A 21,948-nucleotide genomic window follows, 5' to 3' on the forward strand; every position below is an offset into this window, starting at 1 on the left:
TAAAAAATTATAGGCTAAAATAGCTCTGTTCGTCAAGATAAGATCGATTATTTCGCAGAATTTAACTCAGAAGCGTCCAATTCGTATTCTAACAAATGGTCCCAATCGTCATTATTTAACATATCCAATTGAGCTTCTATCAGCATTTTAAATCGAGTTCGAAACACTTTTGACTGCTTTTTCAGCTCTTCAATTTCCAATGCGATTTTTCTCGCTTTTGATAATGACTCATTAATTATTCGGTCCGCATTTTTTTCTGCTTCTTTAATGATTAATTTCGCTTCTTTTTGTGCGTTTCGTTTTACTTCTTCTGCTGCTTCTTGTGCAACAACTATCGATTTATTTAATGTTTCTTCTATATTATTATAGTGGCCAATTCGGTCAGTTAATTCGCTTAATCTCTCATCCAACGCTTTTTTTTCACGAATAATGTTTTCATAATCCTTTATCACTTGATCTAAAAATTCATTTACTTCGTCTTCATCATACCCACGAAAACCTTTACTAAATTCTTTATTATGAATATCTAACGGTGTTAATGGCATGCCGCCACCTCCCAAACTTCTATTTCATTTTCCTTTTCGTTATGTATCATTTTACAACAATTCGACAACATCAACGTAATTCCTTTATTTTTTTTGAAAATACGTCAAAAAAAGTGAGTTAGAGACAAAATAATTGCTATTGAAAATATTGTAACATAGTTAAGATAGAAAAAAACTATTCTTTTTGGAAAGAAAAGCAAAATGTTTGTCCTATAAATGCAAGAAGTACCGTATGGACTTATTTGATTCTACCTATAATGACTCTCCATTTATCTTTTTTTGTTCTTCCTTCAATTACTTTTATGATGGATCTTCCATGCCCTCTAACGGAAAGTACATCTCCTTCTTCACAAACGAAAGCCACTTGTTCCACTGTCGTGAAATTTACTTTTGTTAAACCATTTGTAATAAAATTTTGCGCTTTTTGTCTAGATATATTGTAAATTCCAGCAAGTACGGTATCCAACCTTAAAGATGAAAGAGTCGTACTACTTTCGGTCCAATTTTCTTCTGTATGTAATACGTTATCCCACTGTTCCTCTTTTAGCTGCACTTTCGCTTTCCCGATAGAATTTAATTGCAAACGAACATAATCTTTCATCTCTTCACATAAAATAAGCTGAATTCTGTCCTCTTTTATTAATATATCGCCAAATTTACTTCTGGTTAATCCTAATGACATAATACTACCTAGCACTTGAGGATGTTCAATGGTAATAAATTTCTTAGGATACTCTATTTCCATTAATGTCAGCTGAAAATCATCTTCCTCTTTTTGATAATAATCGGGAAATAATAACGCTCTTTTCCGTTCGGCTTCTTTTGTTCCCCCTGAAAAGGCAACTTTAATCGACTGATTTTGACCAATGATCATACTGACTATTTTTTGTTCTCGAGGATCTAAAAAATCGGTCAGCTTTGGTGCATAGGAATTTTCTACATCGTTTCGCCAAGCAAACACTTGATCAATAAAGTCTTTTTCTTCCGGTCGAAAATGCTGATAGATTGACATCAACTAATCCCCCTTCTAAAACGGTTTAAAACAAAGGCTGTTTTCGTATAGTTTGTTGCTTTTAAACTCGCAGCCTGAATACACTTCGTCCGTTTAGCGAGCGTCGAGCCTCCTCGTCGCATACGCTCTGCTTAAGTCTCGTCTTCCTCGCATTCCCACAGGAGTCTACGTGTATTCAGTCTGCTGAGTACTTCTTCTTCCATTTTTTACGTAAAAACAACAAACTTTGAGAAAACAGCCAAAACAAAAAGAAAAAAGGCCATCTTCCAGCCCTTTTTCCGTTGTTTCTATTAAACGAACCAGGTAAATAGTTGTCTTACGCCACCCATTGCTAATCGTAAAACAAAAATAGCTACAATTGGAGATATATCAATCATGCCAATCGGAGGAATAAATCTTCTGAATTGCTCTAAATACGGTTCACAAATACGTGCTAAAATTCTGCCAAATCCCGTTTCTTTTGCACTTGGAATCCATGACATTAATATATAAATAATTAAGGCATATGAATAGACTGTAATTAAGTTGATGATTATATTATATAACATGACCATAAAGGGCTACCACCTCGAATGTTCAAATTCAGTTTCTTGGAGAATTTGCGAAATATTTCCCGATACTTCGACATTATCAGGCGTACATAAAAAGATATCGGTTCCAATTTTTTGAATATCTCCACCTATAGCATATACAGTGCCGCTCAGAAAATCGACAATCCTTTTTCCTTGATCCTTTTCAATACGCTGCAGGTTGACAACAACAGCACGTCTGTTTTTTAATTGATCAGCAATATCTTGTGCCTCTGCATATACACGTGGCTCTACTAAAAATACTTTTGATGATTTTTGTACACTTTGCAAACTAACCACATTTTGTTTCTGCCCAGTTGATTGCGATTGATTCGATATATGATGTGGTTGTTGCTGCTGTTTATACTGTTTTACTGGTTCTACTTCTTCTTCGTATCTTTCTTGTTCCTCATCATAATCATCTTCTAAAAAGAAGAACGTTTTGATTTTCGATTTTATACTCATTTTAAGCCTCCTATCTGTCGTTTCCTACTAAAGCAGTGCCAATTCTTATCATGGTTGCTCCTTCTTCGATAGCAATCGAGTAATCATTTGACATTCCCATAGAAAGCTCTCTACATGGTGCATACGATAACTGCAGCTTTTGAATTTCTGTTTGCAGCTGCTTTAATGATCGGAAGCAATAACGAAGCTGTGCTTCATCATCTGTAAATGGCGCCATCGTCATTAATCCGACAATTTGAATATTCGTATACTCAGATAAATTTTTTATAAAGCTGATTGTTTCTTCAGATGCCAATCCATGTTTGGATTCTTCTTGTGAAGTATTCACTTGTACAAAACATTTTATTGTTCTATCAGCACGTTTATGTATCTCTTTTGCTAAACTCAAACGATCAAGTGAATGGATATAATCGACATAATCAATAATACTTTTTACTTTTCTCGTTTGCAAGGAGCCGATAAAATGCCATACAGGCTTGTCCTTTAATGTTTCATATTTAGATAGAAGTCCATCTTCCCGATTTTCTCCTAAATGACTCACACCTGTCTCAAGTGCTTCTTGGGCTCTTTCTATTGTAACATATTTTGTCACCGCAATTACGGTAATATCATCCTTTGAGCGATGTGCTTTTTGACAAGCTTCTTCAATATTCTTTTCTATTTCTAATAAATTATTTTTTACAAACATTTTAAACGGTAACATCCTCTCTCCAACCGATAAAACTCATCATTCTTCCTGTTTTCCCATTATCTCGGCGATGTGAAAAGAAGTAGTCCTCATGATGGCTGGTACAATAATTTGTAAGTTGTATATTTTTTTCGGAAACCCCTGCTTTTATTAGAATTTGCTTATTAAGCTGCTGTAAATTTAACGCATATTGATTGGGCGAAACTAAATAATATGGTTTTGCCTCATCTGCTGACAATATCTTTTCTACTTCGGCAATTACGCGATCATCGACAATATACCTCCGCTCGGAAATAGAAGGACCAATCACAGCCATTATTTCATTTGCTTTAATGTGATGTGAATTAAATACGGCAATCATTTCTTTAGCAATATTCTGTACGGTTCCTTTCCAGCCTGCATGAGCAATTCCAATTGCACCTGTTGCGGGATGGAAGAAGTATAACGGCACACAATCAGCATAGCATAATGTTAATAGCACTCCTTTTTCCATTGTAAAAAAACCGTCTGTATCTGTGCAGGCACTTTCATAATCAAAGGCTCCTTTGCCAGCATGCTCCTTTGTCACGATTTCAATATTCGTTTGATGCGTTTGTTCTGCTCCCACCCATTTTTCTAACGGAAAATCCAATTTGTCTGCAACAATTTTACGATTAGCACAAACCGTTTCTTTTAAATCATTCACGTGAAAAGCAAGATTTAAACTTTGTAATTCTTTTTCACTTTTGCCGCCATTTTTCGTGGAAAATCCAGCAAGCAAATTAGGATATGCTTTACACCAATCAGCGATCGTAAAAAACTCTTGTTCCTGTAAAATAAATGGCTCCATTTTTCTAACCTCATTGTTTTTTTATAGTGTACCATACTCATGATAATTTGGTCATAAAAAAATCATTATTTACCTGTTAGAGAAGCTGTTATTCTTCCTGATCTGCCAATGCGAGATGATTATTGTAGCGTACTAATATAACGTCTTCACCAATTTTTAATATATTGCTCCACGGAATGACAATATCTGCATCTCGTCCGAAAAAACCAAGCACTCTGCCAGGACCTCCTATTATGATCGATTCGATTTTTCCAGTTTGTAAATTTATATCAATATCCCCAATATTACCAAGTTTTTTCCCGTTGGCAACATTTACAACATCTTTTATTTGAAAGTCAGATATTTTCATCACTATTTTCACCCCTACCATCTGTTTACCCGATAAGTAAAAACCATCGTATAGTAAGTATATGATGCATAGCTGAAAAATTAGTACAACAAAAAAGACTACCTTGAAAGTAGTCTTTTTTGTTGATTCAGTAATCTTTGTCCAATTTATACAAATACCATTAACTTTGTATATTCTTATTCATTTGTTTAATAGCAGCTTTTTCTAATCGTGATACTTGCGCTTGTGAGATACCAATTTCATCAGCAACTTCCATCTGTGTTTTCCCTTGAAAAAACCGTTTTCGTAATATTAGCTTCTCTCGATCATTTAATCTTCTCATACCTTCTTTTAATGCAAGTTCTTCTACCCATTGAATATCCTTGTTTTTTTCATCACTTAACTGATCCATCACATAGATTGGATCTCCACCATCATTATAGATTGGTTCAAAAAGGGAAACTGGATCTTGGATTGCATCTAAAGCAAATACAATATCCTCATGAGGAATATCCAGCTCTTTTGCTATTTCCTCAGCTGTCGGTTCCTTTGATGTTTTACTCATCAAACGCTCTCTTACTTGCAATGCTTTATAAGCGATATCTCTTAGAGACCTTGATACCCGAATCGGATTATTATCCCGCAAGTAACGACGAATTTCTCCAATAATCATCGGGACAGCATAGGTGGAAAACTTTACGTTTTGACTTAAATCAAAATTATCAATAGATTTCATTAGACCAATACAACCAACTTGAAATAAGTCGTCCACGAATTCGCCTCTATTATTAAACCGCTGAATAACACTTAAAACGAGGCGAAGATTTCCATTTACTAGACTTTCTCTCGCGGTTATATCACCCAGATGCATTTGCTTGAAGAGCTGTCTCATTTCTTCGTTTTTTAATACTGGAAGCTTAGATGTATCCACACCGCAAATTTCTACTTTATTTCGAGTCAATCTATTTCCCTCCTTACAGGAGCTGCTGTTCAAAAAACAGTATCTCCTTGCGAAGGAAAAATATGCATGCACGAATTTTGCAATCTTTTTGCCCATCAAAAAAACCCTTGTAAACAAGGGTTTTTTTCTAAAAAATATTTTTTTACACCATTTTATTAAATTCTTTTTTTAGTCTTTTGATAATCCTTTTTTCTAAACGGGAAATATAGGATTGTGAAATTCCTAACATATCTGCGACATCTTTTTGCGTTTTTTCTTCACCAGTTCCTAACCCAAACCGCAGTTCCATAATTTGTTTTTCTCTTTTTGAAAGCTGATGCAACGCTTTAATTAATAACTTTTTATCCACACTTGCATCTAAATCTTTTGTAATTATATCATCTTCCGTTCCCATTACATCGGATAATAATAACTCATTTCCATCCCAATCAATATTTAACGGTTCATCAAAAGAAACCTCTGAACGAATTTTATTATTTCTTCTTAAATACATTAATATTTCATTTTCTATACATCTAGACGCATATGTAGCTAATTTAATTTTTTTTTCGGGATTAAATGTATTAACTGCTTTGATTAAGCCAATCGTCCCAATGCTAATAAGATCTTCAATATTTATACCTGTATTTTCAAATTTCCTTGCAATATAAACAACCAATCGCAAATTCCTTTCAATCAGCATCGATCGTGCTGCTTGATCGCCTTTTGGAAGCTTTTTTAATAGTTCTTCTTCTTCTTCTTTGCTTAACGGTGGTGGCAATGCTTCACTTCCGCCAATATAAAATACTTCATCTGATTTTATCCCTAATTTGATTAATAATTTATACCAGTAATAAGTGAGGCGAAGCTTTAATTTTTTCATAATTGTCCTCCTTCTAATTGATGAATGTTAAGAGTATAGTATATTAACTAACCTTTTCACTATTTACGATCTTTTTACCTGTTAACATTTTTGGATGCACAATACAATCAAATGAATCATCGGAAGACAGCTGCTGTTTCGTAAAAGAAATAAGACCTTTTTCTACTAATATTAATTCTTGATTTACCGTTATAAAAAGATTATCCGGTTTAATCGCTATAATTAATTGATGTTCCTTTCCCACCACTTTATATGGAATAATCCGCATTTTCGATTCCCACTCTTCCGCAACATTTTTTTCACCATAAATAATAGCGTCCGCATTCTCAGCAAAGGCAAATATATCTTCTGGAATCTCTCCATTTAAGCTATTTAAAGACACAAACATGACAGGTACTTTCGTAATGGGATCATATACTTGATTTCCACTATCCACTAACCCCCTTACATAAAAATGTTGATTCGCAAGCTGAAAGGTGACTTGCACCATTTGATCATACTTTATTTTTGTAATTTCAATACCGTCTACATTCTTTTTCGAAAAATGCCAAGCAAGCGGAAATCCAAGCAACACAAACAACCAGCTGATAGGATCTCCAAATCCTTTTACACTTTCTTGCAAAACGGAAGAAGATAATTGAAAATCAAATTGTATAAAATAATGAACACCGATTAAGGTGCCGCCAATTAAGAAAGTGGCAAAATAAAATGTCATCAGCCCACTAATAAAGTAACGAAATTTTTTATAGCCAAAAGCCGTTAAAATCATTACAACCGAAAATAATAATTTCGATATAGGATGACTTGTGTATTCGTGAAAAGGGCTAACAGCAAATAAAATAACAAGGCTTCCTATAAAACCACTTAAAATGATTCTCCAAAGACGAGCATTTCTTTTTAACACAATGGCGGTTAAGTAGAGTAGCAGACTGTCAAATAAAAAATTTAATAGCCATATTACATCTAAATAAATGGCCAACCATCATTGCCTCCTCTCTAAAAACTAGCATGAGTTTTTACTCTCAAAAAAAAGCGATGTGAGAGGGCCAACCCTTCCTCTATTAATCTGTTACGAAAAAGTATAACCTACAATGGATATGGAAGTGTGTCACTTTCTGTAATCAAAAAAACAGAAATTTTCTCTATTAGGAACAGATTTTGTCATTATTTATCGCATGCCACTATTTCTTATTCTAATCTTTAATTATCAGTTTTTTTCAAACAGATAAAGCGCTATTTTTTGTTAAAACAAAAAAGCCTAGGATTTCTCCTAGACTTTTTTGTTGCTTTTTTTAAGATAACAAAGTGTATTTTTTCTGAAAGTAGATGGTTATCTAGCTCCAACGCCTAGCCCCTGTGAAAAATAACCTCTTGTCTCTAAAAGTAAAAAACACTTTTTGAGACAAGAGAACATTTTTTCTTCGGGGCTGACCAAGGCGCTTCCGCTTTTCGTTTTATCTACGACGATTTCTGTTACGAAGAAAAGTTGGAATATCAAGGGTCTCTTCGCCTTGTGGAATAGAATCCCTTCTAGTTGTTTCTTTCGTATTCGTATGCTGCTGATGTTGCTGCTCTTCTCTATTTACTTCACGTGTATGAGTTGGCGCATTATTAGGTTTTACACCACCAAATGAAGATCTTGCTGTTGGTGGTGAGACTGCATCTGCATTAAATCCTGTTGCAATTACAGTTACGACAATTTCGTCTTTTAAATCTTCATTAATAACAGAACCGAAAATCATATTTACTTCTTGATCTGATGCAGATGCAACAATATCAGCCGCCTCTTGCACTTCATATAAACTTAAATTTGTACCGCCAGTAATATTCATTAATACACCTTGTGCTCCATCAATCGACTTTTCCAACAATGGCGACGAAATAGCTTTTTTCGCTGCTTCAGAAGCACGGTTTTCACCTGAGGCAACACCAATGCCCATTAATGCAGATCCTTTATTAGCCATAATTGTTTTCACATCAGCAAAGTCTAAGTTGATTAAACCAGGTGTTGCAATTAAATCAGAGATACCTTGTACACCTTGACGCAATACGTTATCTGCTTCTCTAAACGCCTCAAGCATCGGTGTGCTTTTATCTACTATTTCAAGCAAACGATCATTTGGAATAACGATTAACGTATCAACCGCTTCTTTCATTGCAGAAATTCCGCCTGATGCTTGATTAGAGCGTTTTCTTCCTTCAAATGTAAATGGCCTTGTCACAACACCAACTGTCAATGCTCCTAAGTCACGTGCTATTTGGGCAATAACAGGAGCAGCACCAGTTCCTGTTCCTCCACCCATTCCAGCAGTAACAAACACCATATCAGAGCCCTTTAGTGCTTCTTCAATTTGTTCTTTGCTTTCTTCAGCTGCTTTTTTTCCAACTTCCGGATTAGCACCAGCACCTAATCCTCTTGTTAATTTACCGCCAATTTGCATTCTAACTTCTGCTTTAGATAAATTTAATGCTTGTGCATCTGTATTAACAGCAATAAATTCTACACCTTGAACACCGTGTTCAATCATTCTATTAACAGCATTGTTTCCGCCGCCGCCAACCCCAATGACTTTTATCGTTGCTAAAGAATCTATATTTGTATCAAATTCCAACATGACAAATCCTCCTAATTCGTCGATATTCAGCAGTATCGAACTGTCCGCATCTCAATTCTTGGTGATATGGAGTAAATATTCCATTTTTTAGTTTTTATTATCTTAATCGAAAAAATAACCCATAAACTTTTTAAATTTAGATGGTCCTTTTTCTTGTACCTGTTTTTCATACACAGGTTTTTGTGGTGATTGTTTGTGATTTCTCTCTTTGCTTTCTGCTGCAGCTACTGGGACTGCCTGATGGATATTACCACCTTGAAGTTTATTATTTTTATAGGAGAATTTAATTAAACCAACTGCAGTAGTATATTGTGGCTCTCTTACTCCAATATAATCAGGAATGGCAATTCTCACTCGGTTTTGGTACATATCTTGCGCTAGTTCCAGAATTCCTTTTGTATTAGCAACACCGCCTGTTAATACAAAACCACCAGGTAAGTCATACACTCTTAATCTTTTTAATTCCTCTGCAATTAATTCAAACAACTCTTCTATTCTTGCTTCTATAATATCAGATATTTCTAGTTGATTAAATTGTTGATGTTGATCGCTTCCAATGATTGGAACACTGAACACTTCCTCTTCTGAGGCTTGTTCATAAAATGCATAGCCATATTTAACTTTTATTTTCTCTGCATCATCTGTCGTTGTACGAAGACCGATGGAAATATCTTTTGTAATATGGTCTCCTCCAATTGGAAGGACACTTGTCGTTTTCAAAAAACCGTTCTCAAATACGGCAATGGTAGTGGAACCTCCACCAATATCTAAGAGAGCAACTCCGAGGTTTTTTTCATCTTTTGATAGCGCAAAGGAGCCAGCCGCTAATGGCTGTAAACAAATATCTACTATTTCAAGACCAGCTCTTTCCACACATCTTAAGGTGTTATGTAAAATAGTTTTACTGCCAGTAATGATCATACCTTCCATTTCTAAACGAACACCAATCATACCTCTTGGATCGGTAATTTCATCTAAACCGTCCACGATAAATTGGGTTGGAATAATGTCAATTATTTCTCTTTCTGGCGGAATGGAAACAACTTGTGCTGCTTCTTTCACTCGGATAACATCCTCAATGGTAATTTCACGATTTTCGCTTGACACTGCAACAACCCCATGGGATGGCTGCAGACTAACATGATTTCCCGAAACGCCAACAATTACTTGGTTAATTTCTACACCGACCATTCTTTCTGCTTGTTCAATTGCTTTTCGAATGGAATGAACTGTTTCATCTATATCCACAATAGAACCTTTTTTTAAACCTTCAGAAGGAACGATGCCGACTCCAATAATGTTTAAAGATTCGTTCATCATTTCACCAATGATTACTTTTACGCTGGATGTACCGATGTCTAGACTTACATAAAACTCATTGCTGTTCATTCTCGGGCACCTCCTTTTGCATTTTAAAATAAAATTGAACAACATAGTCTATTATTTAACGAATGTTTTTTATTGCTTCGGAGACTTATTTAATAAAAAATCTGCAAGAATGCTTGTCCTCCTGAAACATATTTAATTTATTTTGTTTTAAACTATTCGCCAAAACTTATGTATTCCCCTTTTTTATCATTTATTTTTTTTTACTTTTTCACGTTTATTTTCCCATTTTGTTAATATAATCCTTCTAATTACTGCAATGTTCTGGAATAAACGAACACCAAAAGCAAAAATAGCAGCTAAATATAAGTCTACACCAAGATGTACACCGAGAAAAGCTAAACTTGCTGCTAATATAATATTAAAAAAGAAACCAGATACAAACACTCTTTCATCATAAATATTTTGAAGATGTGCACGAATCCCTCCAAACAACGTATCAAATGCTGCAAGAACAGCAATGGATAAATAACTTTCATATTCTTTTGGTATGGTTAAATTTGATAATAAACCAAGCAAAATGCCGACTAATAAGCCAAAAACAGGCAGCCACATTAAGAACCGCCCCCTTCTTCCTCTTTTACTGGCTCCATGTAATGAACATTTATGGAGTTTGCGTATGATGGGACTGTTAATTTATTTGACGGTTTTTTTATATTTAGTATAAGATTGTAAACAAAAAATTCATCCGCTGATTTTGACACTTTCATTCGATTGTACAATTTTTCTGCACTTTCCGTATTATCCGTTATGACTTTTACTTCAATAGGTAAAGTATTTAAAGGATATCCGTCTATTTTTGTTACATTATTAATTTCCCTAATGGCAGTTGTATTAATATAACGATATCCATTTATCGCCAGTTCTTTGGCACCATACATATTCAATTCATTAATCAGTCTTTTTAATAAATCAGCAGTAATTTTTCCAGGTTCTTCTCCTAATAAAAGTTCTTTATTAAAAGGTTCAATCGAAATAACAATTCCTGGGCCACTAAATTTCGTTAAGCCCATTTCTTCTTTTAATTCTGAAATCGTTCCTTGTAAAACTTGTTCTTTACTTCGCAATTGATTATTCTTATATTCATCGATCTTTTCGTTTGTTGACCGAATTTCCTGCAGAAGCTTCAATTCTAATTCTTTTTCCTTTAACAAATCTTCTCTTAATTGCCAGCTATCTCTTGTATCGCGAACGACTGGCTCTTTTACTGTTTGAAATTGAACAGCAATCATAAATCCGATAATTATCGTTATTCCCGTCATTGTGAAAAATTTTTTATCCACACTTTACCATACTTTCTACCTTCTATTTATATAGTGTTGTTTTTATATAGTAGGCTCTGTTAAACTTGCCTGTTGATTTCCACTCCAGGCGTTCGCTTTCCGCGGGCGGTCCGGGAGCCTCCTCAGCGCTGTGCGCCTGTGGGGTCTCCCTCTGACTCGCTTTTCCCGCAGGAGTCTCACGCCTGGAACGAAGATCAACATAGTGCCGAAATCAACAATGAGCTTTAACATAGCCATATAGTAAGAAGTGACAATCACTGTATGCTATACTATTCACTCCTAGGAAATGTTCAAAAAAGCCACCAAGTTAAAGCTTCTATTTTGGCACCTTTTATGCATCAAAAATGGCACCCCATCTCGTTTATCTTCAGCTTCCAATAAACGGTTTCATTTTAACTTCTTTTGTTTTCTCCACCGTAAATTTAACATTTTCATTGACTAATTGATCTTTTACCCCACCAGGAATATTTATGGCTCCTTCTAATACATCGCTATTCCCTATTGCCGTAATAATAAATGGAGCAGGATGCTGATATCCATCAATTTCAATGACTGGACCATTGCAAAGAATATAAGAATGATGGGATAGACGCTGTCCATTAATACTGATAGCAGTAGCCCCAGAGATATAAAGTTCATTCACTACTTGAAAAATATGGTGTTCGTGTACAAGATAGTGATTGATATTTTCATCTTTAGGATTGTAATCGCCGTCTTCAAGCGTAATGCTAACGCCTTCTCCTTGTACCGGTACTTTCCCTAAATACATACGAAATTTTTCTGCTTCTTCCGCTAAAGCCGAAAAATTTTCCGCTTCACTCGACAGCTCTTTTTCAAAGTTAAGCAATTTATTTTGTGCATTTTTTAATTGTTGCTGCAACTGATTATTAGTCTTTTCTTGCTTGATTAATTCATTTCGTAAAGCTAAATCTTTTCCAAACTGACTGTCCATTTTGGGGGGATTTCCCTTCTCTTCTTCTGCCATTTGATACGCAAAAGAAACGATAAAACCTAAAATAAGAAAAACAAAGGAAAAGATAACATGACTTCCTTTCACTTTCTTTTTCACTTTGCTTTTTCCCCTTCCTTTTTATACGCTTTAAAATAAGAACCAACTTCTAAATCAATAACACCTTTCTTTTTACGGTTTAATTGACTAATAATGGAGGGATAGTACTGCATCTTATCAGCAAATGTGTATAAAGAAGCGGATACTTCAAATCCATCATTCATATATACATTTATATGAAAAGAATCTGTGTTTTTAGGAGTATAGTGAATTTCAGATATGCTGTTATAGACTTCTTTCGGAAGCTTGTCTAATTCGTCCACCATTGTTTTTAACACTTTATCTTCTTTAAAACCGATAATGATTGGTGCATCAGCAGGTGTTTCTCCCATACTTCTTTCTGCGAGCATTTTCCCTGATTCAATAATCGGTATATACTTATTCCCTGCTAATAAATAAGCAATTCGTTTGTATTCTTTTACATATATCGTCACTTTATTAGGAAAGGAAGTTGTCACTTTTATTGATTTTATATCGTGAAAATCATTTATTCTTCCTTCCACTTTCTTTTTATTAATCGTCCACATATTCGTATTTTGTGTTATTCCACTTTTCCTTTTTATTTCTTCTTGTTTGATTAATCTATTTCCTGTTACTTCAATTTCCTTCACATGACTAAGTGGTGACTGGAAATAAATAACACATGCAATTAACAGAAAAAAAAGCAAAAGTAAAAAAATGAGTCGGCGATTCGCTTTTTTCCGACGCTGCTGCTTTAACTTTGGAATACGATCTTCTATGGAAACAATCTTTCCTTTTTCCAAAAAATATTCACCTCATCATATAAAAAGCTATATCAATACATGTCCATTTTTAACGAACCAGTATAAAAGGCATCTTTTATGTATAGTTTCTCTTTTTTTCTAGAAAATCCTTTTCTTAATTTACCATATTTAGTTTAAAAAAGCAGAACTTTTTTCAAATTTTCATTATAACATAAACATAAAAATCCAATATAGTGAAATTTTCCTTCAGCTTGTTTTTTCTCCAAATAAAAAGCATCCCAAAATACTCTAGGTTTAGATAAAGAATGATATAACCCCATATAGACGTACATCATTGTACAATATTTTAAACATTTTCGTGTAATTACATCAAAATGATATCAAAATGTAATACAGCATTCATTAAATTGAAACGGTTTTCAAACACAATGGAATTATTTATTAATTTAAAGAAAGAACAAAAGCGCAGGCCTTGAACAGCTCTGAAGAAAAATGTTCACATGACTCAAAAAGTGCTTTTTACTTTTGGCTGTTTTCTCAAAGTTTGTTGTTTTCCACATAAAAAATTGAAGAAGTAGTACTCAGCGACTGAATACACGTAGACTCCTGTGGGAATGCGAGAAAGACGAGACCCCGCAGGAGCGTATGCGACGAGAAGGCTCGACGCTCGCCCACAGAAAGCGAAGTGTATTCAGTCTGCGAATATAAAAGCAACAATCAATACGAAAACAGCTAAACAGCCTTACTTTTAGAGGCATGGGGTTATTTTCACAAGAGCTAGGCGCCGGAGCTAGATGCGGACCAACCCCTTTAGTTATTCATAACTTCATTTCGTTTATAATTTTCTAGACGATAAAAAAAGATGACCCTATTTAGAGCCACCTTTTAAGCAATCAGACTATTTACTTTAATATCGAGAATAGCGGCTTACATTTAATAACACCCCAATGGCAACAAGCATTAATGTCAACGAAGATCCTCCGTAGCTTAAAAAGGGAAGTGTTATGCCGGTAACCGGCATTAAGCCTGTAACAACGCCAATATTGATCATTACTTGAATCGCAACCATGGCAATAATCCCAACTGCTAAAAAACTTCCAAATAAATCTTGTGCGCCTAAGGCAATTCTAATTCCCCGCCATAATAATAAAGCAAAAAGCAATAATATTAAAGAACCACCAATAAACCCAAGTTCTTCCGATAAAATAGCAAAGATAAAATCGGTTTGCGGTTCAGGCAAATAAAAGAACTTTTGTCTGCTTTCTCCCAGTCCTAAGCCGAACAGTCCCCCTGGTCCAATCGCGTATAAAGATTGAATAATTTGAAATCCACTTCCTAACGGATCAGACCATGGATCAAGAAATGAGGTGATCCTTTTTATCCGATAAGGAGCCGATGCAACTAAACCGACAAATCCACCTAGTCCAATTAAAGCAAGAATAGCAAAATGACGAATTCTTGCACCGGCAATAAAAATCATGACAATACTTGTCCCGACCATAACCGTTCCAGTTCCTAAATCCGGCTGAAGCATAATCATGCCAAATGCTAAAAAAACAATTCCTAATGCTGGAAGCAACCCTCTTTTGAAGGAAGTAATTTTTTTTTGATTTTCAGATAAAAATTTTGCTAAAAAAGCAATCATTGCCATTTTCATAAACTCGGAAGGTTGAATGGAAAACGCTCCTACTCCTATCCAACTTCTTGAACCGTTCCTAACATTTCCTATTCCAGGAATTAACACAAGTACTAATAAAACGAAACAAATAATCACAATCATTTTCGCCCATGTTCGCCATGTCCAATAATCAATATTCATAATAAAAAACATCGCAACAATTCCTACTCCGGCAAAAAGCATCTGCCTTTTAGCAAAGAAAAAGGAATCATCAAACTTAAACTGTGCCCACACGGCACTTGCACTATACACCATTATTAACCCAATAGCCAGCAAGGTAAATGTAATGATAATCAATATTATATCTGGAGTCGCTTTTTTTGTCGGCACTTCTACCACACCTCGAGTTGCAAGTATTAGGGCTTGCAAAAGACGCAGGGAACTTTTATTTCCGTCTAAAACATAAAGATTAGTGAAGTTTTCGTGCTGAAAAAGTCCTTTTACACTTTCAACGATCTATTAGTATGACAAGCCCTTATTTAAGCTTATGCACCGCATTGATAAAAATGTCTCCTCTTACCTCAAAAGTTTTATATTGATCCCAGCTTGCACACGCTGGTGAAAGAAGAATGACATCCCCTTCTTCTGAATAATCAAAAGCAGCAGGTACAGCTTTTTCCACATTATCGACACGTTGAATGTTTTTTATTCCCGCTTGTTCACCTAATCGTTCCATCTTTTCTGCTGTTTGTCCAAAGGTTATCATTGCTTTTACATTGTTGAGAGATGGCAGCAACTCATCAAATTCATTTCCTCGATCGAGTCCTCCTGCAAGTAAAATAACTGGCGCATCAAAAGCAGCAAGGGCATTTTTTGTTGCTAATATATTGGTCGCTTTTGAGTCATTATAAAATCTGCGCCCTTTTATTTCATTTATATATTGTAAACGATGTTTTACCCCTTTAAAGGAATTTAATATAGCAAAAATATTTTCATTACGAACACCTGTTAATTTTGCTGCTGCAACAGACGATAAAATATTTTCCAGATTATGAGCACCTGGCAACACAATGTCTTTTACATCCATTACTTTTTCGTCATGAAAATAAATGCCGCCTTCTTTTACATAGGCACCAAACGCTAATGGTCGAATGGTAGAAAAAGGGATAATCGTTGCTTTGCTGCTTTTAGCAATATTCATTACCTCTTCTTGCTCCACATTTACAATCAAATAATCATATTCATCTTGGTTTTTTGTGATATTCCCTTTTGCTTGAGCATACTCTTCCCGTGTTCCATGATAATCCAAATGAGCGTCATAAATATTTGTAATAATAGCGATTTTCGGTTTAAATTGATCAATTCCCATTAACTGAAAGGAAGAAAGCTCAATCACCATTTGATTATCTTTTTCCGCATTTTGGGCAACGCTTGATGCAACCATCCCGATATTTCCTGCAATAAGCGGTTTTTTATTGTCTTGTTTTAACATTTCGAATAATAGCGTAGTCGTCGTTGTTTTCCCATTAGAACCTGTTATCGCAAAGAAAGGAGCTTCTGATATACGATAAGCAAGCTCTACTTCTGTTATAACCGGGATTCCTTTTTCTATTGCTCCTTTAATCATCGGATTAAAATAAGGAATACCTGGATTTTTTACAATCAACTGAAACCCTTCCTCTAACAGTTCAATTGGATGACTACCGCAAATAACAGTAACTCCTTGTTCAAGAAGGCCTTGCGCTTCTGGATTTTCATCAAGTGGCTTACTGTCATTTACAGTTACAAACGCACCTAATTTATGCAGCAACGCGGCAGCGCTAACCCCACTTTTGGCTAATCCAAGTACTAAAACCTTTTTGTGATAATAATCTTTTATATGTTTCACTTATAACCACACCTCGATATAGATTCCTAATATAGCAAATATCAATCCTACACTCCAGAATGTAACTACTACTCTCCATTCTGACCAGCCAACTAGTTCATAATGATGGTGCAAAGGACTCATTCTGAAGATTCTTCTGCCCGTAGATTTAAAAGAAATTACTTGCAGTATAACAGACAATGTTTCAATGACAAAAACGCCGCCTATTAAAATAAGAAGAATTTCCAGCTTCGTTAAAATCGCGATCGCAGCTATTGCACCACCAAGCGCCAATGACCCAGTATCCCCCATAAATACTTTTGCCGGATGTGCATTAAATACTAAAAATCCTAATACAGCGCCGACAATTGCCACTGCAAAAATACTAATTTCATATTGTGATTGACTCCATGCTAATACAGCAAATGCACCAAAACTGATAGCAGCGGTTCCTGATACTAATCCATCCAACCCATCTGTTAAATTAACAGCGTTAGAAAACCCTACTAACCAGAAAATAATAAATAATACATAAAACCAACCTAAGTCAAAGGACTTATCAATAAATGGAATATGGATGGCAGTGGAAAAATCCGTTTGTTTTAAGACAAAATAAACGACAACCGAAATAATAATTTGGCCGAGTAATTTTTGTTTCGATGTTAATCCTAAATTTCGTTTCATCACTACTTTAATAAAATCATCTAAAAATCCTAATAATCCAAAACCTAACATCACAAACAGCAATAAATAGGTTTTAATCGTTGGTTCTGAAAATTTGCTTGTCATAACCAATGTTGTCACGACAACAGATAATAAAATCATTACACCGCCCATTGTCGGTGTACCCGATTTTTTTTGGTGTGATTTTGGACCTTCTTCTCTTATACTTTGTCCGAATTTTAATCTTCTTAAGAAAGGAATAAAAATGGGAGAAATTAATACGGTGATTAAAAACCCTAAAAGAATAGTAAAAAAGATTGTTTGCTCCAACATTTTATTCCCCTCCTTTCTTGTCTTTTGCTAGCAATGATTTTACGATTTCTGCTATTACCGCTATATCATATGTTTCTTTTTCTTTATTCAGACTTGTTTCTTGTTGATAAATAAATTTTGTTGTATTGCTTCCTTTTACTAATTGATGTTCATATATTTCTATCATTTTTTTTAAGCCTTTCTTTAGATCATTTGTATAAAATATTGGAAAGTGATTTGGTGTATATGCAGGAATTGGCTTTTCTTTTTCCCAAATGGTTCCGATTGCTCCATTAGCAATCGCTTCGTCCAATTCTCCGGATTCTTTGCCAAATAACGGCACAAAAAGTCCTTTTGGCTGCTTGACACCGGCATAAAACGATACTGTTTGAAAAATAATGTTGTCGTCGCCAAATCCTTTAGCATTTGGAATTGCTTGAGTTATAAACTTATAGGACAGTTCCATTTTTTCGCTCCTCAATCGCTTCTTTCGCAACAAGGCGGTCATCAAAATCGAACACGTTTGCACCTATTTGCTGATACGTTTCATGCCCTTTGCCAGCAATTAAAATGACATCTTTTGCTTTTGCCTCTTTGACTGCATAATAGATTGCTTTTTTCCGATCTTCTATCATATGATAGCTTTTCCCTTTTACTCCCGCTTCCATCTCTTTTAAGATTTGAACAGGATCTTCACTTCGAGGATTATCACTTGTAAAAATAGCATGCGTTGCATTTTCACAAGCAATAGCAGCCATAAGCGGGCGTTTTGTTTTATCCCGGTCGCCGCCACAGCCGACGATGACATATATATCTTTTTCAGCAAACTGCTTCACTGTTTTCAACGCATTTTCTAAGCTGTCTGGTGTGTGAGAATAATCAACAATAACGGAAAAATCTTGTCCGGCATCCACTGTTTCGAACCTTCCGGAAACGCCTTCTACTTTTTCAATTGCTTTAATAATCTGCTCAATCGGGATATTGCAGACAATGCCTGCTGCGATACTTGCCAATGTATTATAGACGCTGAATTTGCCGACCATTTTAATGGAAACAGGAAAATCTCCTACGGGTGTATGTAATTGAAAACTAGTACCTGAAGCGGTTATGCTTATGTTTTTTGCTGAAACATCTGCATCTGTATCAATCCCATATGTCAGGACAATCGCTGCTGTTTGCTGCTCAAATTCTTTGCTGCATGGATCATCATTATTTAATATCGCATATTTCGGTTTTTCTGCTGAAAATGTATTGCCTAGCCTTGTAAATAATAGTCCTTTTGCCCTTTTATACTCTTCCATCGTACCATGATAATCTAAATGGTCTTGTGATAAATTTGTAAAGACAGCTATATCAAAATCACAGCCGAAAACTCTTCCTTCGACTAAGGCATGGCTGGACACTTCCATTACAGCGGTCTCTACATTCTGTTCCACCATTTGATGAAAAATTTTCTGAAGCGTAACCGGCTCTGGCGTCGTATTTTTTGTTTCTTGGATCTCTTCCTTGATTTTTGTATACATCGTGCCGATAATGCCTGTGTTCTGCTGTACTTCTTTTAAAATCGCTTCGATTAAATGGCTTGTTGTTGTTTTCCCATTAGTGCCTGTAATTCCGATTAATTGCAGCTTTTGCGTTGCATGGCTGTAAAAAACATCAGCCAGGATACTGCTTGCTTTTTTTGTATCTTTTACTACAATTACAGGAATAGGAAGGTTTAATGGTTTTTCTGCAATAACAGCCACAGCGCCCGCTTCATACGCTTTCCTTGCAAAGTGGTGACCATCGACCGTAAAACCTTTTATACAAATAAATAAACTGCCTTGTTTTACTTTGCGATTATCATTTTCAATGGATAAAATGTCGATGTCTTCTCCAGAATAAGAAGTGTACGGTTGTAAACATTTTAGTAGTTGTTTTAATTGCATTTCTTAAATTCCTCTCTTCTGTAACTCCGTATGTATTCTATTTCCGATAAAACGATTGCGTGCTAGTTAATAAGTGGAAATAGTTATATTATAAAACGAATACATGTATCAAGCAAAACAAATTCCACAGCGTATTTATTTTACATGATAGTAATCAATTTCGCCATGCTGATTATTAATTTAATATGTTACTATATTCTTTCTATTATTAAAGGACGACGCAAACGGCCGCCCTTTAATTATCATAATAAATTCTTATCGTTGATCCTTCTTTTACTTTTGAACCAGGTCTAGGGGATTGTTTGATGACTGTATCTCCACTTCCACTTGGTTCAATCTTCAGGTTAAGAAATATTTCACTAATTTCTGTTTTGCTAACTCCTACTAAATCAGGCACTTCTATTAAAGGAGTGTCTGGATATTTATATTTTTTTTCGATTTGATCTTTTTGCTCTGGCACCCCCATTGCCCGCAAGCTGTCCCCCATGATTTTCCCAACAATTGGGGCAGCTACGGTACCACCAAATTGCACCGTTCCTTTTGGGTGATCAACTGCTACATATACAACAAGCTGTGGGTCATTTGCTGGTGCAAAACCGATAAAGGACACGATATAGTTATTTTCTAAATATCTTCCGCCAGAAGCTTTTTGGGCAGTACCTGTTTTTCCTCCTACACGGTATCCTTCCACAAATGCTTTTCCCCCAGTTCCTTGCGCTACTACACTTTCTAATGCCTCTCTCACTTTTTTTGATGTTTCTTCTGAAATTACTTTTCGCTTAGCAACTGGTTGTTTCTCCATTATCACTTCGTTGGTAACTGGATCAATCAACTCTTTTGCCACGTATGGCGTATATAATGTGCCTCCGTTAATGGCGGCAGACAATGCGGTTACTTGCTGTATCGGCGTAACAGCCACCCCTTGTCCAAATGCGGTCGTTGCCTGCTCCACTGGACCAACTCTATCCATATTAAACAAAATTCCTTTTGATTCTCCTTGTAGATCGATGCCTGTTTTTTCACCAAACCCAAAATTGCGGATATATTGAAATAATTTGTCTTTTCCTAAACGCTGTCCTAGTTCAACAAAACCTGGGTTGCAGGAATTTTGCACTACTTCGAGGAAAGATTGAGATCCATGTCCACCGCGTTTCCAGCATTTTAATTTTGCTCCACCTACTTCTGCATATCCACGATCATAGAAATGATCCTTTTGCAAATCTACTTTTCCTTCCTCCAACGCAGCTGCTAATGTAATTATTTTAAAGGTGGATCCTGGTTCATAAGAGCGCCAAATAGGTAAATTTCGGTTAAAAACATCAGACGAAACATTTTTGAAATCAGCTGGATCAAAGCCTGGCCTGCTCGACATCGCAATAATTTCACCCGTTTTCGGATTCATTGCAATCGCCATAATGGCATCTGGGTTATACGTTTGCTCTGCTATGTCCAACTCTCTTTCGATAATCGTTTGTACTTTTGTATCAATCGTTAGTCTCAGATTATAGCCATTAATAGGTGCTTCATAATCATCTGCCATATCATTCATTCTTTGCCCCTTTGCATCTGAATAATATTGAACAGACCCTTTTTTCCCTTTTAACTCATCGTCATATTCTAACTCCAAACCGACTAGCCCTTGGTTATCGATCCCTGCAAACCCTAATACATGGGATAAATAATTGCCAAACGGATACGAACGCTTAGAATCTTCGCCAATATACACCCCATTAATATCCAGCGCTCGCACTTTTTTTGCTTTTTCATGAGAAATTTTTCTTCCTTCTGGTAGCCGTACACTCATTTCTTTTTTTATGATTTGCTTATAAATCGATTCCTTGTCCGCTTCTAACACAGCGGCTAATTTTTCAGCTGCATTTGCTGGATCTTTAATCTGTCTTGGGACAATATAAACGGTTGGAGCACTTATATTCGTTGCCAGGGCTACTCCATTCCTGTCCACTATTTCGCCTCTCTCTGGCTCAAATTGAATTTGTCTGCTCCATAAGCTTTTCGCTTTCGTCGTTAATTCATTTCCTAAAAAAAACTGCACATATGCCAAGCGTAAATCAATAATAAAAAATATAACAATTCCTGCTAATAATGCTATCGTTAACCGTTTTCGAACAGTAACGTTTGAAACACGCATATAGAAAAGAACCTCCTTTTTAACTAGCTCGTTTCAATATATGCTTGTACTAGTTTAGATAGAACGCTCTATAA

General features: G+C 35.5%; 22 protein-coding genes. All 22 read right to left on the bottom strand.

All coding sequences use genetic code 11. The features are described from left to right. Nucleotides 1-47 precede the first annotated feature (47 nt). On the bottom strand, nucleotides 48-545 hold the full coding sequence (locus tag ACTXGU_RS10590; RefSeq protein ID WP_443481481.1) for a DivIVA domain-containing protein: 498 nt from the start codon (nucleotides 543-545) through the stop codon (nucleotides 48-50). 238 nt (nucleotides 546-783) lie between these two features. Further along, nucleotides 784-1,557: a YlmH family RNA-binding protein gene (locus tag ACTXGU_RS10595; protein WP_443481482.1), complete on the bottom strand. Its 774-nt coding sequence runs from the start codon at nucleotides 1,555-1,557 to the stop codon at nucleotides 784-786. 290 nt (nucleotides 1,558-1,847) lie between these two features. Then, on the bottom strand, nucleotides 1,848-2,111 hold the full coding sequence (locus tag ACTXGU_RS10600) for a YggT family protein (protein ID WP_443481483.1): 264 nt from the start codon (nucleotides 2,109-2,111) through the stop codon (nucleotides 1,848-1,850). Between the two features lie 6 nt (nucleotides 2,112-2,117). Further along, nucleotides 2,118-2,591, bottom strand: a complete 474-nt coding sequence (locus ACTXGU_RS10605; RefSeq protein ID WP_443481484.1) for a cell division protein SepF — start codon at nucleotides 2,589-2,591, stop codon at nucleotides 2,118-2,120. Between the two features lie 10 nt (nucleotides 2,592-2,601). Further along, nucleotides 2,602-3,279: a YggS family pyridoxal phosphate-dependent enzyme gene (locus tag ACTXGU_RS10610; RefSeq protein ID WP_443481513.1), complete on the bottom strand. Its 678-nt coding sequence runs from the start codon at nucleotides 3,277-3,279 to the stop codon at nucleotides 2,602-2,604. A 1-nt stretch (nucleotide 3,280) separates the two neighbouring features. After that, entirely contained in the window at nucleotides 3,281-4,108 is an 828-nt protein-coding gene (gene pgeF / locus ACTXGU_RS10615) for a peptidoglycan editing factor PgeF (RefSeq protein WP_443481485.1), read from the bottom strand. A gap of 88 nt (nucleotides 4,109-4,196) precedes the next feature. Continuing rightward, nucleotides 4,197-4,460: a YlmC/YmxH family sporulation protein gene (locus tag ACTXGU_RS10620; RefSeq protein WP_443481486.1), complete on the bottom strand. Its 264-nt coding sequence runs from the start codon at nucleotides 4,458-4,460 to the stop codon at nucleotides 4,197-4,199. Between the two features lie 157 nt (nucleotides 4,461-4,617). Then, nucleotides 4,618-5,397 (bottom strand): RNA polymerase sporulation sigma factor SigG, encoded by a 780-nt coding sequence (gene sigG, locus ACTXGU_RS10625; protein ID WP_443481487.1) that lies wholly within the window; start codon nucleotides 5,395-5,397, stop codon nucleotides 4,618-4,620. Between the two features lie 142 nt (nucleotides 5,398-5,539). Further along, nucleotides 5,540-6,259: an RNA polymerase sporulation sigma factor SigE gene (gene sigE, locus ACTXGU_RS10630; protein WP_443481488.1), complete on the bottom strand. Its 720-nt coding sequence runs from the start codon at nucleotides 6,257-6,259 to the stop codon at nucleotides 5,540-5,542. Between the two features lie 43 nt (nucleotides 6,260-6,302). Continuing rightward, entirely contained in the window at nucleotides 6,303-7,238 is a 936-nt protein-coding gene (spoIIGA, locus tag ACTXGU_RS10635) for a sigma-E processing peptidase SpoIIGA (protein WP_443481489.1), read from the bottom strand. Between the two features lie 475 nt (nucleotides 7,239-7,713). Beyond that, on the bottom strand, nucleotides 7,714-8,874 hold the full coding sequence (gene ftsZ, locus ACTXGU_RS10640) for a cell division protein FtsZ (RefSeq protein ID WP_443481490.1): 1,161 nt from the start codon (nucleotides 8,872-8,874) through the stop codon (nucleotides 7,714-7,716). 102 nt (nucleotides 8,875-8,976) lie between these two features. Further along, complete coding sequence (gene ftsA, locus ACTXGU_RS10645) at nucleotides 8,977-10,263, bottom strand: cell division protein FtsA (protein ID WP_443481491.1); 1,287 nt, start codon at nucleotides 10,261-10,263, stop codon at nucleotides 8,977-8,979. A gap of 186 nt (nucleotides 10,264-10,449) precedes the next feature. After that, on the bottom strand, nucleotides 10,450-10,815 hold the full coding sequence (locus ACTXGU_RS10650) for a small basic family protein (RefSeq protein ID WP_443481492.1): 366 nt from the start codon (nucleotides 10,813-10,815) through the stop codon (nucleotides 10,450-10,452). Next, complete coding sequence (locus ACTXGU_RS10655; RefSeq protein WP_443481493.1) at nucleotides 10,815-11,543, bottom strand: DUF881 domain-containing protein; 729 nt, start codon at nucleotides 11,541-11,543, stop codon at nucleotides 10,815-10,817. Before ACTXGU_RS10655 ends, ACTXGU_RS10650 begins: the two co-directional genes overlap by 1 nt. A 367-nt stretch (nucleotides 11,544-11,910) precedes the next feature. Next, entirely contained in the window at nucleotides 11,911-12,612 is a 702-nt protein-coding gene (locus ACTXGU_RS10660; RefSeq protein WP_443481494.1) for a DUF881 domain-containing protein, read from the bottom strand. Continuing rightward, the gene (locus ACTXGU_RS10665) at nucleotides 12,609-13,376 is read right to left on the bottom strand and encodes a cell division protein FtsQ/DivIB (protein WP_443481495.1); all 768 of its coding nucleotides are present in this window, start codon (nucleotides 13,374-13,376) and stop codon (nucleotides 12,609-12,611) included. Before ACTXGU_RS10665 ends, ACTXGU_RS10660 begins: the two co-directional genes overlap by 4 nt. An 868-nt stretch (nucleotides 13,377-14,244) precedes the next feature. Then, entirely contained in the window at nucleotides 14,245-15,345 is a 1,101-nt protein-coding gene (gene spoVE, locus ACTXGU_RS10670; RefSeq protein ID WP_443481496.1) for a stage V sporulation protein E, read from the bottom strand. Nucleotides 15,346-15,490: 145 nt separating this feature from the next. Further along, complete coding sequence (murD, locus tag ACTXGU_RS10675; protein ID WP_443481497.1) at nucleotides 15,491-16,843, bottom strand: UDP-N-acetylmuramoyl-L-alanine--D-glutamate ligase; 1,353 nt, start codon at nucleotides 16,841-16,843, stop codon at nucleotides 15,491-15,493. Next, nucleotides 16,844-17,818 carry a phospho-N-acetylmuramoyl-pentapeptide-transferase gene (gene mraY / locus ACTXGU_RS10680; protein ID WP_443481498.1) on the bottom strand — a complete coding sequence of 325 codons (975 nt, stop codon included), beginning with the start codon at nucleotides 17,816-17,818 and terminating at the stop codon, nucleotides 16,844-16,846. It lies immediately after the preceding gene. A 1-nt stretch (nucleotide 17,819) separates the two neighbouring features. Continuing rightward, nucleotides 17,820-18,263 carry a hypothetical protein gene (locus ACTXGU_RS10685; protein ID WP_443481499.1) on the bottom strand — a complete coding sequence of 148 codons (444 nt, stop codon included), beginning with the start codon at nucleotides 18,261-18,263 and terminating at the stop codon, nucleotides 17,820-17,822. After that, on the bottom strand, nucleotides 18,247-19,725 hold the full coding sequence (locus ACTXGU_RS10690; RefSeq protein ID WP_443481500.1) for a UDP-N-acetylmuramoyl-L-alanyl-D-glutamate--2,6-diaminopimelate ligase: 1,479 nt from the start codon (nucleotides 19,723-19,725) through the stop codon (nucleotides 18,247-18,249). Before ACTXGU_RS10690 ends, ACTXGU_RS10685 begins: the two co-directional genes overlap by 17 nt. A gap of 235 nt (nucleotides 19,726-19,960) precedes the next feature. Continuing rightward, the gene (locus ACTXGU_RS10695) at nucleotides 19,961-21,874 is read right to left on the bottom strand and encodes a stage V sporulation protein D (protein WP_443481501.1); all 1,914 of its coding nucleotides are present in this window, start codon (nucleotides 21,872-21,874) and stop codon (nucleotides 19,961-19,963) included. Nucleotides 21,875-21,948: the final 74 nt, after the last annotated feature.

It is taken from the genome of Niallia sp. 01092 (assembly GCF_052318935.1).
Taxonomy (GTDB): Bacteria; Bacillota; Bacilli; order Bacillales; family Cytobacillaceae; genus Niallia.

Excerpts from the sequence above, each read along its gene's own strand:
- ACTXGU_RS10600 (WP_443481483.1), bottom strand. The coding sequence starts at position 2,111 with ATGGTCATGTTATATAATATAATCATCAACTTAATTACAGTCTATTCA.
- ACTXGU_RS10695 (WP_443481501.1), bottom strand. The coding sequence starts at position 21,874 with ATGCGTGTTTCAAACGTTACTGTTCGAAAACGGTTAACGATAGCATTA.
- mraY (WP_443481498.1), bottom strand. The coding sequence starts at position 17,818 with ATGTTGGAGCAAACAATCTTTTTTACTATTCTTTTAGGGTTTTTAATC.
- ACTXGU_RS10650 (WP_443481492.1), bottom strand. The coding sequence starts at position 10,815 with ATGTGGCTGCCTGTTTTTGGCTTATTAGTCGGCATTTTGCTTGGTTTA.
- ACTXGU_RS10685 (WP_443481499.1), bottom strand. The coding sequence starts at position 18,263 with ATGGAACTGTCCTATAAGTTTATAACTCAAGCAATTCCAAATGCTAAA.
- pgeF (WP_443481485.1), bottom strand. The coding sequence starts at position 4,108 with ATGGAGCCATTTATTTTACAGGAACAAGAGTTTTTTACGATCGCTGAT.
- ACTXGU_RS10610 (WP_443481513.1), bottom strand. The coding sequence starts at position 3,279 with ATGTTTGTAAAAAATAATTTATTAGAAATAGAAAAGAATATTGAAGAA.
- ACTXGU_RS10590 (WP_443481481.1), bottom strand. The coding sequence starts at position 545 with ATGCCATTAACACCGTTAGATATTCATAATAAAGAATTTAGTAAAGGT.
- ACTXGU_RS10605 (WP_443481484.1), bottom strand. The coding sequence starts at position 2,591 with ATGAGTATAAAATCGAAAATCAAAACGTTCTTCTTTTTAGAAGATGAT.
- ACTXGU_RS10595 (WP_443481482.1), bottom strand. The coding sequence starts at position 1,557 with ATGTCAATCTATCAGCATTTTCGACCGGAAGAAAAAGACTTTATTGAT.
- ACTXGU_RS10690 (WP_443481500.1), bottom strand. The coding sequence starts at position 19,725 with ATGCAATTAAAACAACTACTAAAATGTTTACAACCGTACACTTCTTAT.
- ftsZ (WP_443481490.1), bottom strand. The coding sequence starts at position 8,874 with ATGTTGGAATTTGATACAAATATAGATTCTTTAGCAACGATAAAAGTC.
- ftsA (WP_443481491.1), bottom strand. The coding sequence starts at position 10,263 with ATGAACAGCAATGAGTTTTATGTAAGTCTAGACATCGGTACATCCAGC.
- sigE (WP_443481488.1), bottom strand. The coding sequence starts at position 6,259 with ATGAAAAAATTAAAGCTTCGCCTCACTTATTACTGGTATAAATTATTA.